This is a genomic window from Pedococcus bigeumensis, assembly GCF_039531795.1.
Lineage (GTDB): Bacteria > Actinomycetota > Actinomycetes > Actinomycetales > Dermatophilaceae > Pedococcus > Pedococcus bigeumensis.
In genome coordinates, this window is sequence record NZ_BAAAQS010000003.1 from 248,347 (window position 1) to 265,070 (window position 16,724).

Annotated in this window: 15 protein-coding genes; 8 read left to right on the forward strand and 7 right to left on the reverse strand. The window is 70.3% G+C overall.

Translation table 11 applies throughout. The features are described from left to right. The first annotated feature begins 9 nt into the window (after positions 1–9). The 7 genes from upp to ABD262_RS11825 all read left to right on the forward strand — a co-directional run bounded on the left by upp (position 10) and on the right by ABD262_RS11825 (position 7,059). Positions 10–648: a uracil phosphoribosyltransferase gene (upp, locus tag ABD262_RS11795; protein ID WP_344136036.1), complete on the forward strand. Its 639-nt coding sequence runs from the start codon at positions 10–12 to the stop codon at positions 646–648. A 187-nt stretch (positions 649–835) separates the two neighbouring features. Then, positions 836–1,003 (forward strand): hypothetical protein, encoded by a 168-nt coding sequence (locus tag ABD262_RS11800; RefSeq protein WP_344136039.1) that lies wholly within the window; start codon positions 836–838, stop codon positions 1,001–1,003. A 10-nt stretch (positions 1,004–1,013) separates the two neighbouring features. Beyond that, entirely contained in the window at positions 1,014–1,790 is a 777-nt protein-coding gene (locus ABD262_RS11805; RefSeq protein ID WP_344136042.1) for a PH domain-containing protein, read from the forward strand. Between the two features lie 140 nt (positions 1,791–1,930). Beyond that, a complete protein-coding gene (locus tag ABD262_RS11810) occupies positions 1,931–2,374 on the forward strand; it encodes a Fur family transcriptional regulator (protein WP_344136044.1) in 444 nt (147 codons plus the stop codon). A gap of 145 nt (positions 2,375–2,519) precedes the next feature. Then, positions 2,520–4,838, forward strand: coding sequence for a catalase/peroxidase HPI (gene katG, locus ABD262_RS11815; protein ID WP_344136047.1), 2,319 nt, complete (start codon positions 2,520–2,522; stop codon positions 4,836–4,838). A 225-nt stretch (positions 4,839–5,063) separates the two neighbouring features. Then, a complete protein-coding gene (locus ABD262_RS11820; RefSeq protein ID WP_344136050.1) occupies positions 5,064–6,572 on the forward strand; it encodes an amino acid permease in 1,509 nt (502 codons plus the stop codon). A gap of 43 nt (positions 6,573–6,615) precedes the next feature. Then, on the forward strand, positions 6,616–7,059 hold the full coding sequence (locus ABD262_RS11825; protein ID WP_344136053.1) for a VOC family protein: 444 nt from the start codon (positions 6,616–6,618) through the stop codon (positions 7,057–7,059). On the opposite strand, the gene pntB is transcribed toward ABD262_RS11825, so the two are convergent. From pntB to ABD262_RS11855, 6 genes are all read right to left on the reverse strand, one after another. Then, positions 7,046–8,443 carry a Re/Si-specific NAD(P)(+) transhydrogenase subunit beta gene (gene pntB, locus ABD262_RS11830; RefSeq protein WP_344136056.1) on the reverse strand — a complete coding sequence of 466 codons (1,398 nt, stop codon included), beginning with the start codon at positions 8,441–8,443 and terminating at the stop codon, positions 7,046–7,048. The two genes, ABD262_RS11825 and pntB, sit on opposite strands and share 14 nt — an antisense overlap. Before the next feature lie 6 nt (positions 8,444–8,449). Then, positions 8,450–9,982 (reverse strand): Re/Si-specific NAD(P)(+) transhydrogenase subunit alpha, encoded by a 1,533-nt coding sequence (locus tag ABD262_RS11835; protein WP_344136059.1) that lies wholly within the window; start codon positions 9,980–9,982, stop codon positions 8,450–8,452. Positions 9,983–10,132: 150 nt separating this feature from the next. Then, positions 10,133–10,285 carry a hypothetical protein gene (locus ABD262_RS11840; protein WP_344136062.1) on the reverse strand — a complete coding sequence of 51 codons (153 nt, stop codon included), beginning with the start codon at positions 10,283–10,285 and terminating at the stop codon, positions 10,133–10,135. Positions 10,286–10,412: 127 nt separating this feature from the next. Next, positions 10,413–11,387, reverse strand: coding sequence for a pirin family protein (locus ABD262_RS11845; RefSeq protein ID WP_344136065.1), 975 nt, complete (start codon positions 11,385–11,387; stop codon positions 10,413–10,415). Between the two features lie 125 nt (positions 11,388–11,512). Beyond that, on the reverse strand, positions 11,513–12,199 hold the full coding sequence (locus tag ABD262_RS11850) for a hypothetical protein (RefSeq protein WP_344136068.1): 687 nt from the start codon (positions 12,197–12,199) through the stop codon (positions 11,513–11,515). 180 nt (positions 12,200–12,379) lie between these two features. Continuing rightward, positions 12,380–13,999, reverse strand: coding sequence for an AMP-binding protein (locus tag ABD262_RS11855; RefSeq protein ID WP_344136071.1), 1,620 nt, complete (start codon positions 13,997–13,999; stop codon positions 12,380–12,382). 125 nt (positions 14,000–14,124) lie between these two features. On the opposite strand from ABD262_RS11855, the gene ABD262_RS11860 reads away from it, so the two are divergent. Continuing rightward, entirely contained in the window at positions 14,125–15,762 is a 1,638-nt protein-coding gene (locus ABD262_RS11860) for an ABC-F family ATP-binding cassette domain-containing protein (protein WP_344136074.1), read from the forward strand. Between the two features lie 28 nt (positions 15,763–15,790). On the opposite strand, the gene ABD262_RS11865 is transcribed toward ABD262_RS11860, so the two are convergent. Continuing rightward, positions 15,791–16,618, reverse strand: a complete 828-nt coding sequence (locus ABD262_RS11865) for an SDR family oxidoreductase (RefSeq protein ID WP_344136077.1) — start codon at positions 16,616–16,618, stop codon at positions 15,791–15,793. Between the last annotated feature and the right edge of the window lie 106 nt (positions 16,619–16,724).

Genomic DNA, 16,724 nt, shown 5'->3' on the forward strand with positions numbered 1-16,724 from the left:
GTTTCGGCTATGCGCGTCCACGTTGCCGACCACCCGCTCATCACGCACAAGCTGACCTACCTGCGCGACAAGCGCACGGACAGCCCGACCTTCCGGCGGCTGACCGAGGAGCTGGTGACGCTGCTGGCCTACGAAGCCACCCGCGACGTGCGCGTGGAGCCGTTCGACATCGAGACGCCGGTGGCCCCGACCACGGGCATCAAGCTGTCCAACCCCAAGCCGCTGATCGTGCCCATCCTGCGCGCCGGGCTGGGCATGCTCGAGGGCATGGTCCGCCTGCTGCCGAGCGCAGAGGTGGGCTTCCTCGGCATGCAGCGCAACGAGGAGACGCTCGAGGCGATCACCTACGCCAACCGGCTGCCCGACGACCTCAAGGGCCGGCAGTGCTACGTCGTCGACCCGATGCTCGCGACCGGCGGCACCCTCGTCGACGCCATCCGCTACCTCGCCGACCGCGGCGCCGACGACATCACGGCCGTCACGCTCCTCGCGGCTCCGGAGGGCATCAAGCACGTCGAGGACTCGCTGGCCGACCTCGACATCCCGATCACGCTCGTCACCGGCGCGCTCGACGAGAAGCTCAACGACAAGGGCTACATCGTGCCCGGCCTGGGTGACGCGGGTGACCGGCTCTACGGCGTCGTCTGACCCCACCGACCGGGTATGCCGCGTGGCCGGGCCGCGCGGCGCGCCTCACCCGTTCAGCCGATGGCATCGGTCAGGATGGACACCAGTGGTGCGCCCGAACCACGTGCCTGCGGCCTGAGCCCGCTGTTGGCGACCGACCCTGACGACCGACCCTGACGACCGACCCTGACCTCTCGAGGAGCTGAGCATGACGCGCGTGAAGAAGATCCTGCTGTGGGTCCTCGTCGCGTTCGCCGCCTACGCCATCTTCACGTCACCCGACCAGGCCGCCCAGATCGTCAAGACCTCCGGCAGCATCCTCGCCGACGGGGCGCGCAACATCGGCAACTTCTTCGACGCCCTGCTCGGCCGGTAGGCCCACCCCGATGGGCCCGACGCCCAGCCGCGGCGAGATCGACCGCTACCTGGTCGACGGGGAACGCATCGTCTTCGCCGTCCACCAGCACTGGGGCCGGGTCGCCGAGCCCGTCGGCTCCGCCGTGGTCGGGCTGGTGCTCGCGTTCTGGGTCGACGCCCGCATCGACCCGTCGCTGGGCACCCTCAGCAGCATCCTCTGGTGGGCCTGGTTCGCGGTCGTCGCACGGGCGGCCTGGAAGGTCGTCAACTGGCGCCACGACTGGTTCATCGCCACCGACAAGCGACTGCTGTTGTTCCACGGCTTCATCACCCGGCGCGTGCCGATGATGCCGCTGACCAAGGTCACCGACATGGCTTACGAGCGATCAGTGCCGGGACGGATCTTCGGCTACGGCCGGTTCGTGCTCGAGTCGGCCGGTCAGGACCAGGCCCTCCACAAGGTCACCTTCGTGCCCGACCCCGACCACCACTACCGGGTCATCTGCTCCGAGATCTTCGGCGTGGGCGACCGGCGAGACCTGTTCGACGACCCCTTCGAGGGCCCGTTCGACGAGACCGACGACTGGGACGAGCCGCCGCCCGGCGGCGGTCACCCGGGTGGCAGCCTCCCCGACCCGTATGCCGGGTGGGACGACCCGCGGCACAGTCCCGCCGCACCGACGTCCCCCGCCCCAGGTGGCCAGGGTTCGCTCTACCGCAGCCCCGACCTGCGGGCGAGGGACCGGAGCGCCGACACCGGACCCATCCCGATCCGCCCCCGCCGCCGCGACGTGGGCCACGACTGACCGCACTTCCGGCCACGGGTGCTGGTCGGGGGCCGGATCCGGGCACCCCTGTCGATACGCGTGGCCGGGAGTCGTGGACGGGTGTCTCACGCGACAGAAGTTTTCTTGACTCATTCAAGAGAATGGGACAGGCTCGGGCCATGCCCACGACGGTCGAGCTCGAGCAGGTGCTGCGTGGCGCCGAGCTGCGGGTGACCCGCCCTCGGGTCGCGGTGCTGACCGCCGTGCACGACCACCCGCACGCCGACACCGACACGATCATCGGCGCCGTGCGCGCCGGCCTCGGCGACGTCTCGCACCAGGCCGTCTACGACGTCCTGCGGGTGCTCACCGCCGCGGGACTGCTGCGCCGCATCCAGCCCGCCGGGTCGGTCGCGCGCTACGAGGCCCGGGTCGCCGACAACCACCACCACGTCGTCTGCCGTGGCTGCGGCACGATCGCCGACGTCGAGTGCGCGGTGGGCGAGATCCCCTGCCTCACCGCGTCGGACGACCACGGCTTCGTGATCGACGAGGCCGAGGTCGTCTACTGGGGCCTGTGCCCCGACTGCGCCGCCGACGCCGCGAGCACCGCCATCGCCTGAACGCCACCCCAGCCCTGAAGACCGACCCGGACCTGAAGACACCCCAGCCCTGAAGACCACCCCAGCCCTGAAGACCGACCCAGCCCGGAAGACGAAACCAGACCCGACCACCGCCCTGCACTCGACCAACCGTGGAAGGAACCACATGTCGGACACCGACCAGCCCCAGACCCCCAATGCCCGTGCTGACGAGGCCAACGCCGCGGGGTGGGACCCCGACCAGCCCCTGACCGCGGAGACGAACGCCCAGGCCGACGGGCTCACCGGTGACAGCGCCTCCGAGGGCAAGTGCCCGGTCGCCCATTCCACCCCGCACCCCACCCAGGGCGGCGGCAGCAACCGCGGCTGGTGGCCGGACCGGCTCAACCTGCGGATCCTCGCCAAGAACCCGGTCGTGGCCAACCCGCTCGGTGCCGACTTCGACTACGCCGAGGCCTTCTCGAGCCTCGACCTGGCCGCCGTGAAGCAGGACATCGCCCAGGTGCTCACCACCTCGCAGGACTGGTGGCCGGCCGACTTCGGCAACTACGGCCCGTTCATGATCCGGATGGCCTGGCACAGCGCCGGCACCTACCGGATCCGCGATGGCCGCGGCGGTGCGGGCTCCGGCCAGCAGCGGTTCGCCCCGCTCAACAGCTGGCCCGACAACGCCAACCTCGACAAGGCCCGCCGCCTGCTGTGGCCGGTCAAGCAGAAGTACGGCCAGAGCCTGTCGTGGGCCGACCTGATGGTCCTCACCGGCAACGTCGCGCTGGAGAACATGGGCTTCCAGACCTTCGGGTTCGCCGGCGGCCGTGAGGACGTGTGGGAGCCCGACGAGGACGTCTACTGGGGTCCGGAGACCGAGTGGCTCGGCGACGAGCGCTACACCGGCGACCGCGAGCTCGAGAACCCGCTCGCCGCGGTCCAGATGGGTCTGATCTACGTCAACCCCGAGGGTCCCAACGGCCAGCCGGACCCGCTCGCCGCGGCCCGTGACATCCGCGAGACGTTCCGCCGGATGGCGATGAACGACGAGGAGACCGTGGCGCTGATCGCCGGCGGCCACACCTTCGGCAAGACCCACGGTGCTGCCGACCCCCAGAAGTACGTCGGCGACGAGCCCGAGGGCGCCGAGCTCGCCGAGCAGGGCCTGGGCTGGCGCAACACCTACGGCACCGGCAAGGGCGCCGACACCATCACCAGCGGCCTCGAGGTCACCTGGACCCAGACGCCCACCCAGTGGAGCAACCACTTCTTCGAGAACCTCTTCGGCTTCGAGTGGGAGCTCACCAAGAGCCCGGCCGGCGCGCATCAGTGGAAGCCGAAGGATGGCGGCGGCGAGGGCACCGTCCCCGCAGCCCACGACCCCTCCGCGCGGATCGCCCCCAACATGCTGACGACCGACCTCGCCCTGCGCGTCGACCCGGTCTACGAGCAGATCTCGCGCCGTTTCCTCGAGCACCCGCAGGAGTTCGCGGACGCCTTCGCCAAGGCGTGGTTCAAGCTGACCCACCGCGACATGGGCCCGATCGCCCGCTACCTCGGCCCCGAGGTCCCGAGCGAGGTGCAGCTCTGGCAGGACCCGATCCCGGCGGTCGACCACGAGCTGGTCGATGCGGCTGACATCGCCTCCCTCAAGGAGCAGATCGCTGCCTCGGGCCTGTCCGTCGCCGACCTGGTCTCCACGGCCTGGGCCTCGGCCTCGACGTTCCGCGGTGGCGACAAGCGCGGTGGCGCCAACGGCGCACGCGTCCGCCTCGCGCCGCAGAGCGGCTGGGACGTCAACGACCCGGCCCGGCTCGCCTCGGTCCTGCGGACGCTCGAGGGCATCCAGGAGTCGTTCAACAGCGCGCAGTCCGGCGCCAAGCGGGTCTCGATCGCCGACCTGATCGTGCTGGCCGGCGGCGTGGGCGTCGAGCAGGCCGCCAAGGCCGGCGGACGCGACGTCGAGGTGCCCTTCACCCCGGGTCGCACCGACGCCAGCCAGGACCAGACCGACGTCGACTCCTTCGCCGAGATGGAGCCGCGTGCCGACGGGTTCCGCAACTACCTCGGCAAGGGCGTGAGCCTGCCGGCGGAGTTCCTGCTCGTCGACCGGGCCAACCTGCTGACCCTGAGCGCCCCCGAGATGACGGTGCTCGTCGGTGGCCTGCGGGTGCTGGGCGCGAACCACCAGCAGTCCACGGCCGGCGTCCTCACCGAGCGGCCGGGCACGCTGACGAACGACTTCTTCGTCAACCTGCTCTCGATGGACACGACCTGGCGCGCCTCCGCACCCGACTCCACGGCATACGAGGGGGTCGACGCCTCCGGCGCGGTGAAGTGGACCGGCACGCGGGCCGACCTGGTCTTCGGGTCGAACTCCGAGCTGCGCGCCCTGGCCGAGGTCTACGCCAGCGACGACGCCGCCGACAAGTTCGTGACGGACTTCGTCGCGGCCTGGGTGAAGGTCATGGAGCTGGACCGCTACGACCTCGTCTGACCGGTAGCACGGCCGCGCGTCCGCGCACCACCACCGCGCGACCGCGCGACCGCGAACCACCACCGCACGACCGACGTCCGGGTCGGCCCGCAGGGGCCGGCCCGGACGTTTCGTATGCCGGATTCCCGAGGAGCGAGGCGGACACACCGGCGCTAGGTTGGCTCGAATCGGGCCGCACAGGCGGCTGACCCGAAAGGGCCTGACACCAAGCACGGAGGCGATGCGATGTCCGTCATGAGGACCAAGTCGATCGAGCAGTCGATCCGCGAGACCGAGGACCCGGACTTCGCCCTCAAGAAGAGCCTGTCCTGGCTGGACCTCACGGTCTTCGGCATCGGCGTCATCATCGGCGCGGGCATCTTCACCTTCACCGGCAAGGCGGCCCAGGCCTACGCGGGGCCGTCCATCGTCATCTCCTTCGTGGTGGCCGCCGTCGTCTGCGGGCTCGCCGCACTCTGCTACGCCGAGTTCGCCTCGACCGTGCCGGTGTCGGGTTCGGCCTACACGTTCTCCTACGCGTCGCTGGGTGAGCTGATCGCCTGGATCATCGGCTGGGACCTTCTCCTCGAGCTCGCGCTCGGCGCCGGAGTGGTCTCGCAGGGCTGGTCGCAGTACGCCAACCTGCTGCTCACCGACATGGGGATCAACCTCCCCGACGCCCTGGCCCCTCGCACCGACGACAACCCGGGCGGTCAGTTCAACCTGCTGGCGTTCCTGCTCATCGCGGTGCTCACCGCGCTGGTGGCCTGGGGCATCAAGGAGTCGATGCGGGTCAACCTCGTCCTCGTGGCGATCAAGCTCTTCGTCGTCCTGTTCGTCATCTTCGCCGGCATCGCCTACATCAAGTCGGCCAACTACCACCCGTTCATCCCGCCGGCCAAGGCCGGAGTCGGCAGCGAGGGCATCAAGCAACCACTCATCCAGGCCATCTTCGGGTTCACCCCGACGACCTACGGCATCGGTGGCATCTTCGCGGGCGCCTCGATCGTCTTCTTCGCCTACATCGGGTTCGACGTCGTGGCCACCACCGCCGAGGAGGCACGGAAGCCGCAGCGTGACCTGCCGATCGGGATCATCGCCTCGCTGGTGATCTGCACGGTCCTCTACGTGGCCGTCGCCTTCGTCATCACCGGCATGGTCAAGTACGACAAGATCGACCCGGACGCGGCCCTGGCCACCGCCTTCAAGGACGTCGGCAAGAGCGGCTACGGCACGCTGATCTCGTGCGGCGCCGTCGCAGGCCTGACGACCGTGGTCATGACGCTGATCATCGGCGCGACCCGCGTGCTCTTCGCGATGTGCCGCGACTGGCTGCTGCCACCGTCGTTCGGGCGCACCAACGCCCGGACCGGCACCCCCGTCCGCATCACCATCGCGGTGGGGCTCGTGGTCGCGTTCATCGGCTCGTGGCTGGGCAACCACATCGACCTCGAGGAGATGGTGAACATCGGCACCCTGGCCGCCTTCACCCTGGTGTCGGTGGCCGTCCCCATCCTGCGGCACAAGCGCCCCGACCTCGAGCGTGCCTTCACCGTGCCGTTCTCACCGTGGCTCCCGTCTGCGGCCGCGCTCGCCTCGATCTACCTGATGATGAACCTGTCGATCGAGACCTGGATCCGCTTCCTGGCCTGGATGGCGATCGGGTTCGTCGTCTACTTCACCTACGGCATGCACAACAGCCGGCTGTCGGGGAGAGCCAAGGAGGGCGAGCTGCCCAGCCTCACCAGCACCTGACGCAGGCGCCCCTTCGGGGGTCTGGCCCCAGGAGCTCTGCCGTATGCCGCGTGGCGACCACGCGGCATACGGCATCGTGGGAGCCATGCGACTCTCGATGGTCCTCGACGGACGTGACCTGCCCCTGCTCGTGCGGTTCTGGACGGCGGCCCTCGGCTACGACGCGGTGTTCTCGCTGCCTGACTTCGAGGTGCTGCGCCCCCGCGAGGGCGAGCCGCCCGGTCCGGTGTTCATCCTCCAGCGGGTGCCGGAGGCGAAGGCCGGCAAGAACCGCATGCACGTCGACGTCCACCCCCCGCTGGACCTCGGCGTCCCGGCCCTGGTCGAACGGCTCGAGGCGTTGGGCGGCAAGCGGATCGGCGCACCGGTGACCGACCTGTTGGAGGCGATCGACAGCTGGTGGCAGGTGATGGCCGACCCGGAGGGCAACGAGTTCTGCGTGGTCGCCGACCAGGGCCACCCGCCCCCCGAGGTCACAACGCCTTGATGATGTCCTCGACGCGTTCCTTGGCGTCGCCGAAGAGCATCTGGCTGTTCTCCTTGAAGAACAACGGGTTCTGCACGCCCGCGTAGCCGGTCGCCATGGACCGCTTGAAGACGACGACGTTGCGGGCCTTCCAGACCTCGAGCACCGGCATGCCCGCGATCGGGCTGGTGGGGTCCTCGGCCGCCGACGGGTTCACCGTGTCGTTGGCGCCGATCACGAGGACCACGTCGGTGTCGGCGAGGTCGCCGTTGATCTCGTCCATCTCGAGGACGATGTCGTAGGGCACCTTGGCCTCGGCGAGCAGGACGTTCATGTGGCCGGGCAGCCGACCGGCGACCGGGTGGATGCCGAACCGGACGTTGACCCCCTTCTTGCGCAGCTGGCTGGTCAGCTCGGCGACGGGGTACTGCGCCTGGGCCACGGCCATGCCGTAGCCCGGGGTGATGACGACGGTGGAGGCGTCGCGCAGCAGCTCGGCGACGTCGGCGGCGATGGTCTCGCGGTGTTCGCCGTAGTCGGTGTCGTCGCTGACCGACACCTCCTGGCCGAACCCGCCCGCGATGACGGAGAAGAACGACCGGTTCATCGCCTTGCACATGATGTAGCTGAGGATCGCACCGGAGGAGCCGACGAGAGCGCCCGTGACGATGAGCAGGTCGTTGCCGAGCATGAAGCCCGCTGCTGCCGCGGCCCAGCCGGAGTAGCTGTTGAGCATCGACACGACCACGGGCATGTCGCCGCCACCGATGGAGGCCACCAGGTGCCAGCCGAAGGCCAGCGCGACCACCGTCATGAGCAGCAGTGGGACCACCGAGTGCGACTGGACGAACCAGACCAGCAGCCCGGCCGAGACGACCAGCGCGGCGAGGTTGAGCCAGTGCCGGGCGGGGAGCATCAATGGCGAGGACTTGATGCGGGCGCTCAGCTTGAGGAAGGCCACGATCGACCCGGTGAACGTCACGGCACCGATGAAGACCCCGATGAACACCTCGACGAGGTGCAGCTTGTCGTCGGTGCCGGCGTCGCGGGACTCGAGGTAGGAGCTGTAGCCGACCAGGACGGCGGCCAGGCCGACGAAGCTGTGCAGCATCGCGACCAGCTCCGGCATCTGGGTCATCTCGACGACCCGGGCCCGCCACAGCCCGATCGCCGCGCCGACCGCCATGGCGACGGCGATCAGCGTGATGGTGAGCAGCGGATGCGCCGCCCGGTCGACCGACAGCCAGATCGTGGCACCCAGCGCGAGGGCCATGCCGGCCACGCCGAAGGCGTTGCCCTCCTTTGCCTTCTCGTGCTTCGAGAGACCCGCGAGGGACAGCACGAAGAGCACCGCCGAGACGATGTATGCCGCCTGCACCAGGTTGGTGGTGACGTTGCCGCTCATACCGGTTCAGTCCTTCCGGAACATCTGGAGCATCCGGCCGGTGACGGCGAACCCTCCGAAGATGTTGATGCTGGCCACGAGCGTGGCGAGGAACGCGAGGACCTGGATCACGGCGTTGGAGCTGCCGAGCTGCAGGACACCGCCGACCAGGATGATGCCGCTGATCGCGTTGGTCTCGGCCATGAGTGGCGTGTGCAGGGCGTGGGCGACGTTGGAGATGACGTAGAACCCGACGATGACCGCGAGTGCGAACACCGTGAAGTGGCCGAGGAAGACCGCGGGTGAGTTCGCCGCGACGAGGCCGAAGACGACGGCGGCCAGGGCCATCGCGACGTACTTGCGCCGCGGGTCCGGCGGCGGTTTAGGCGCCTTGGGCTCGGGGGCTGCCTTGGCCGCGGCGACCGGGGCGGCGCTGACCTGCACCTGCGGCGGGGGCCACAGGGTCGCACCGTCACGGCACACCGTCATGCCGCGCTGCACCACGTCGTCGAGGTCGAGGACGACCCGACCGTCCTTGCCCGGGGTGAGCAGCTTGAGGAGGTTGACCAGGTTGGTGCCGAAGAGCTGGCTGGCCTGAGTGGGGAGCCGCCCCGGCAGGTCGGTGTAGCCGATCAGCTTGACGCCGTTCGCGGTCGTGACGACCTGGTCGGCGACCGTGCCGGCGACGTTGCCGCCGTTCGCCGCGGCGAGGTCGACGACCACCGAGCCGGGCTTCATCGACGCCACCATCTCCTCGGTGAGCAGCCGCGGGGCGGGGCGGCCGGGGATCAGGGCCGTGGTGATGACGATGTCGACGTCCTTGGCCTGCTCGGCGTAGAGCTCGGCGGCCTTGCGGTTGAAGTCCTCCCCCATCTCCTTGGCGTAGCCGGTGGCGGACGGGCCCTCGTCCTCGACCGCGATCCGCAGGAACTCCGCGCCCATCGACTCGACCTGCTCGCCGACCTCCGACCTGGCGTCGAACGCCCGCACCACCGCCCCGAGGCTGCTGGCGGTGCCGATCGCCGCGAGACCGGCGACCCCGGCGCCGACGACGAGCACCTTGGCAGGGGGGACCTTGCCGGCGGCGGTGACCTGTCCGGTGAACAGCGAGCCGAACTCGTGGGCCGCCTCGATCACCGCGCGGTAGCCGGCGATGTTGGCCATCGACGACAGCACGTCGAGGGACTGGGCTCGGGAGATGCGCGGCACGGCGTCCATCGCGAGCGCGGTCACCCCGGCTGCCGTGAGCTTCTCGACGAGGTCGGGGTTGAGCGCGGGTGAGACCAGCGAGGCGAGCAGCGACCCGGCCCGCAGCCGGCCGATCTCCTCGTCGTTCGGCGCGTTCACCTTGAGGACGACATCGCCGGCCCACGCCTGCGTGGCGTCGACGACGGAGGCGCCCGCCGCGGCATACGCCTCGTCGGCGAACGAGGACCGGGCACCGGCCCCGCGTTCGACCACCACGTCGTACCCCAGGCCGATCAGCTGGCCCACGGTCCTGGGCGTGGCTGCCACCCGGGTCTCACCCGGCTTGGACTCTGCTGGAACTCCGATGCGCACCCTTGCTCCCGTCGCTGGCCGTGACTCTGCAAAACCTGCCGTGACGTCGCCAAACCTAGGGGGTGCGCCGCCGCAATGGCGACGCAATGTGAGCACAGTCGCGCCCGCCGTCCACACGGTGGACGACGGGCGCGGCTGTGGGGGGTCCGGTCAGACGAGGCCGACGACGATCAGCGTCATCAGCACGATCAGCGTGATGGCTCCGAGGAACAGGCCACCACCGATGTCCGACTGGCTCTCGGCGTACGGGCGGTTCTCGTGCAGGTAGTCGTGGGGGTACTTGCGGGCGGCGTGACGGCTCATGGATCCGCTCCTTTCAATACGCTACGGACCGTATCGTATATCCCTCATCGGAGTCAACGGCCCTCTCGAAGACGACCCCGAGCCGGTGGGCTCGGGGTCGTCCAGGCGTGTCGCGGGTATGCCGTGGTCAGGCGGTGCCGCCCACGTCGCCGTGCGGCACGGGCTGGCCGAGCCGACCGGCCTGGTAGTCCTCGAAGGCCTTGCGGACCTCGGCTTCGGTGTTCATCACGAACGGACCGGCCCAGGCGACCGGCTCACGGATCGGCAGACCGCCGAGGACGACGACGTCCAGCCCCGCGGCATACCGCTCCTGTTGGGTGCGGGCCGAGGAGAGCTGGAGGGCGTCTCCGGGGCCGAACACGGCGAGCTGGCCGGGACCGACCGGAGTCTGGTCGGGCCCCACGAAGCCGTCGCCGCTCATGACGTAGACCAGGGCGTTGAAGTCGCGGCGCCACGGCACGGTCAGCTCACCGCCGGGGGCGACGGTCGCGTGCACCATGGCCATCGGGGTGTGCGTCGACCCCGGACCGGCGACGCCGCCGACCTCGCCGGCGATGACCCGCAGCAGCGAGCCGCCGTCGGCCGAGGTGAGCAGGCCCACCTCGCTGGAGCGCAGGTCCTGGTAGGCCGGCGCCTTGAGCTTGTCGACCTTGGGCAGGTTCACCCAGAGCTGGAAGCCGTGGAACAGGCCACCGCTGACGACCAGGTGCTCCGGCGGTGCCTCGATGTGCAGGATCCCCGAGCCGGCGGTCATCCACTGGGTGTCGCCGTCGGTGATCGTGCCACCGCCGCCGAACGAGTCCTGGTGGTCGAAGATGCCGTCGATGATGTAGGTCACGGTCTCGAACCCGCGGTGCGGGTGCCACGGCGTGCCCTTGGGCTCGCCCGGCGCGTACTCGACCGCCCCCATCTCGTCCATGTGGATGAACGGGTCGAGGTCACGCAGGTCGACACCGGCGAAGGCGCGCTTCACCGGGAAGCCCTCGCCCTCGAAGCCGCTGGGCGCGCTCGTCACGGAGCGGACCTTGCGCTGCACTGCGGCCGGGGCCACAGCAGGCACCCTGGGCAGGACGGTGAGGTCGGCGACGGAGACAGCAGGCATGGTCACTCCCGATCTAGTTCGAATTTCAACTATCTCGTAGAACCACGGCGTCGGTCAACCCATTCCCACCTCGGTCGTGTGCCTGAGCAGGCCTCCAGGCCTCGACCCAGGCACACGACCTGGGCTCAGACCTGCCGGGGCCGCTCGTCGCCCGTGTCGCGGACGTCGGTGTCGCTGACATCGGTGTCGCGGACGTCGGTGTAGCGGACGTCGGTGTCGCGGACGTCGGTGTCGCGGACGTCGGTGTCGCGGACGTCGGTGTCGCGGACGTCGGTGTCGCGGACGTCGGTGTAGCGGACGTCGGTGTCGCGGACGTCGGTGTCGCTGACATCGGTGTCGCGGACGTCGGTGTCGTGGTGCACGGCCTCGGGGTCCTCGTCGACCACCCGGTCGTGCTCGGCAGCATCCACGTCCGACTCCCGGGTGTTGTCCACCCCTCGGGTGTCGTCCACCTCACGGGCGTCGTCCACCTTCACGTCGGGGTCGCGCTCGTCGGCCCGCTGCAGGTGCTCGTCACGGGTGGCGCGAGCCTCGGTCGCCGCCTCGCCGCGGCGCTCCGCCTCGGCTTCCAGCCGCTGGGCGCGAGCCTGCTGCTCCTGGGCCTCCGCGCGGGCCTTGTCGGCCTGGGCCTGCGCCTCCGCGGCGGCGGCCTCCCGCTCCCGGTGCTCGCGGTCGTGCTCCGCGGCAGTGGCCCGCAGGTCGGCGGCCTCGTCCCGACGCGCCGCGACCTGCCTGCTCCTGCTCAGCATGGCGAACAGCGCGATGGCGACGAGCACGACGACGATGAGGATGATCCAGATGACGGGTTTCATGAGCCCTCCAGGTTGGGCCGGAACGGGTCTCCGGCTCTCGCAACCTAGGGCAGGCCCGGGGCTGCGTCCACCCAGGACGACCGCGTTTGCGCAGGTCAGAGGGCAGTCAGGGCGGCGCCAGGTGGGCAGGTGGGCCAGGTCGGGCAGGACCGGCAGGACCCGCAGGACCCGCAGGCAGCGTCAGGTGGCCAGGCCGAGGTCGGCCACGGTCTTCTCCCGCATCTCGACCTTGCGCACCTTGCCGGTGACGGTCATCGGGAACTCGTCGACGACCGTCACGTAGCGCGGGATCTTGTAGTGCGCGAGCTTGCCGGTCGCGAAGGCCCGGACGGCGTCGGCGTCGAGCGGCTCGGCACCCTCCTTCATCCGGATCCACGCGCACAGCTCCTCGCCGTACTTCGCGTCGGGGACCCCGATCACCTGGGCGTCGAGGATGTCGGGGTGGGTGTAGAGGAACTCCTCGATCTCGCGGGGGTAGATGTTCTCCCCGCCCCGGATCACCATGTCCTTGATCCGGCCGGTGATCTGCACGTAGCCGTCGTCGTCCATCACGGCGATGTCGCCGGTGTGCATCCAGCCGTCGACGAGCACCTCGTCGGTCTTGTCCTGCTGCTCCCAGTAGCCGAGCATCACGGAGTAGCCCTTGGTGCAGAACTCCCCCGCCTGCCCCCGGGGCAGCGTCTCGCCCGTCACCGGGTCGACGACCTTGATCTCCAGGTGCGGCCCGACCCGGCCGACCGTGCCGACCTTCTGCTCGAAGGTGTCGTCCGTGCGGTTCTGGGTGGACACCGGCGAGGTCTCGGTCATGCCGTAGCAGATGGTCATCTCGGTAATCCCGGCGTCGATGAGCTTGGTCATCATCGTTGCCGGACAAGGGGATCCGGCCATGATGCCGGTGCGCACCGACGACAGGTCGTAGGAGGCGAAGTCAGGCAGGGACCACTCCGCGATGAACATCGTGGGCACGCCGTAGAGCGAGGTGCACCGCTCGTCGGCGGTCGCCTTCAGGGTGGCGGCCGGGTCGAAACCCGGCGCCGGGATCACCATGGTGGCCCCGTGGGTGGTGCACGCGAGGTTGCCCATCACCATGCCGAAGCAGTGGTAGAACGGCACCGGGATGCAGACCCGGTCGGCCTCGGTGTAGCGGCAGAGCTCGCCGACGAAGTAGCCGTTGTTGAGGATGTTGCGGTGGCTGAGGGTCGCGCCCTTGGGGAAGCCGGTGGTCCCCGAGGTGTACTGGATGTTGATGGCGTCGTGGGGGTCGAGCCCGGCCTGCACCTCGGCCACCTGCTCGGCGGTGACCTCGTCGGCTCGCGCGAGCAGCGCGTCCCAGGAGTCCTGCCCGAAGACGTAGGCGTCCTGCACCTCCGGGCAGCCGGCTCGCACCTCGTCGAGCATCGCGACATAGTTGCTGGTCTTGAACGACTCGGCCAGGAACACCGCCCGGATGCCGGCCTGGTTGAGGACGAACTCGAGCTCGTGGGTGCGGTAGCTGGGGTTGATGTTGACCAGGATCGCGCCGATCTTGGCGGTCGCGTACTGCACCACCGTCCACTGCGCGCAGTTCGGGGCCCAGATGCCGACGCGGTCCCCCTTGGCGATCCCGGAGGCGAGCAGCGCCCGGGCGAGCCGACCCACTTCGGCGCCGAACTCGGCATACGTCCAGCGGATCCCCTGCGCGACGTCGACCAGCGCCTCGCGCCCACCGAAGGCGGCCACGGTGGCGTCGAGGTTGTCGGGGATGGTCTGCTCGAGCAACGGGACGTCGGTCTCACCCGCGGTGTGCGACAGCGTGGTCATGTCGTCATCCCACCGCGCCCACCGCCATCCCACAACCCCCCGCGGGGCCAGTCGGCGAACGACGGGGTCGACCACCAAAACCCTGTGTCGACGACCGGTGCACTGCGGGTAGCGTCGCCCCCGACATGAGCGCAACCCTGAAGGCCACCGACCTCGCCGCAGGCCACGGCGCCAGGGAGCTCTTCTCGGGGCTCGACCTGGTCGTGGGCGCGGGCGACGTGGTCGGCCTGGTCGGCGCCAACGGCGCCGGCAAGTCGACCTTGTTGCGGCTGCTGGCCGGTGAGCTGGCGCCCGAGCAGGGCACGGTCACGCTGAGCCCGCCCACCGCGTCGGTGGGGCACCTGCCGCAGGAGCCCGAGCGCCGGGCCGGGGAGACCGTGGCCGGGTTCATCGCCCGCCGCACCGGCGTGCACGCCGCCGAGACCGAGATGAACGACGCTGCGCACGCCCTCGGCGAGGGCGGCCCCGGCGCCGACGACCGGTATGCCGTGGCGCTGGAGTCGTGGCTCGCGCTGGGTGGCGCCGACCTCGAGGAACGCGCCGCCGTCACCCTCGCCGCCCTCGGTCTCGGGGTCGACCCCGAGACCCCGATGACCGCGCTGTCGGGCGGACAGGCGGCCCGGGCCGGGCTCGCGGCGCTGTTGCTCTCGCGCTACGACGTGCTCCTCCTCGACGAGCCGACCAACGACCTCGACCTCGACGGCCTCGAACGCCTCGAGCAGTTCGTCGCCGGGCTGCGCAGCCCAGCCGTCATCATCAGCCACGACCGGGAGTTCCTCGCCCGCACCGTCACGCGGGTGGTCGAGCTCGACCTGGCCCAGCAGCAGGTGGGGGTCTACGAGGGCGGCTACGACAGCTACCTGGCCGAGCGCGAGGTGGCCCGACGGCACGCGCGGGAGGCCTACGAGGAGTACGCGGGCACGCGCACCCGGCTCGAGCAGCGCGCCGTCACCCAGCGGAACTGGATGACGGTGGGCGTCCGCAACGCCCGACGCAAGAAGACCGACAACGACAAGTTCATCCCGGCCTTCCGCGCCGAGTCAGCCGAGAAGCAGGCGGCGAAGGCGCGCCAGACCGAGCGGATGATCGAGCGACTGGAGGAGGTCGACGAGCCCCGCAAGGAGTGGGAGCTGCGGATGACGATCGCCGCGGCGCCGCGATCCGGCACCGTCGTCGCCTCTGCTGCGGGAGCCGTGGTCCGTCGTGGCGACTTCACGCTCGGGCCGGTCGACGTGCAGGTGGACTGGGCCGACCGGATCGTCGTCACGGGCGCGAACGGCTCGGGCAAGACCACCCTGCTGGGGATGCTGCTCGGCACCGTGCCGGTCGACGAGGGGACGGCGGGGCTGGGCTCCTCGGTGCGGGTCGGCGAGGTCGACCAGGCGCGCGGCCTGTTCCTCGGACCGCAGACGCTCGCCCGCGCGTTCGGCGACGCCCTCCCCGAGTGGCCCGACGCCGAGGTCCGCACCCTGCTGGCCAAGTTCGGGCTCGGCGCCGAGCACGTGCACCGGGCCGCTGACTCGCTCTCCCCCGGCGAGCGCACGCGCGCCGCCCTCGCGCTGCTCCAGGCTCGCGAGGTCAACCTGCTCGTCCTCGACGAGCCCACCAACCACCTCGACCTGTCGGCGATCGAACAGCTCGAGCAGGCGCTCGACTCGTTCGGCGGCACGGTGCTCCTCGTGACGCACGACCGCCGGATGCTGGCGGACGTGCAGGCCACCCGCCGCTGGCACGTCGAGGCCGGCCGGCTCCGCGAGCTCTAGGTGAGCGGCGCGGCATACCCCCGCTCGCTCAGCTCAGGAAGATGTCGGGCGCCAGGCCCTCGTCCTTGCCCGTCATGGAGTAGGCGGCGAAGTCGGTCACGCCACGCGCCCTCAGCAGGTCCTCGTCGATGACGGTCTGGCCGTTGAGGGCCTGGCCGTCGGTGGTGAGCACCTCGTAGGCGGCATCGGCGACGATCTCGGCCTTGCGGCTGACCTTGACCATCTGGTCGCCGCCGGGAAGGTTGCCGATCGCGTCGGTCGCCACCAGGGTCGCCGGCCAGAGGCAGGTCGACGACACGCCCTTCTGCCCGAGCTCGTGGGCGAAGCCGAGGGCCGCGAGCGTCATCCCGTACTTCGCCATCGTGTATGCCGGGTGGCCGGCGAACCAGCGCGGGTCCAGGTTGATCGGCGGCGAGAGGGTGAGGACCTTCGGGTCGGGGCTGGCCAGCAGGTGGGGGATCGCCGCCCGGGTCAGCATGAACGTGCCCCGGACGTTGATGTCCTGCATCAGGTCGTAGCGCTTCGGCTCGAGCTGGGCGGTCGGGCTGAGGTTGAGGACGCTGGCGTTGTTGACGACGATGTCGATCCCCCCGAACCGGGCCGCCGTCTTCTCGACCGCGGCCAGCAGGAGGTCGTCGTCGCGCACGTCGCCGACGATCGGCAGGGCGTGCCCGCCGGCCGCCTCGATGGACTCGGCTGCCGTGTGGATGGTGCCGGCCAGCCGCGGGTCGGGCCTGTCGGTCTTGGCGATCAGCGCGACGTTGGCTCCGTCGCGGGCGGCGCGCACCGCGATGGCCAGGCCGATGCCCCGGCTGCCGCCGGACATGATGATGGTCTTGCCGGAGAGCGTCGTCATGGTCGGGAGCCTAGTTACCGATCGGTAGCCCGGGAACCGCCGGCGCCCGTGGCCCTCGTCACGCGCCCTGCCTTGTTCGGAGGATCCGCCCGGTCCTGGCGCGGCG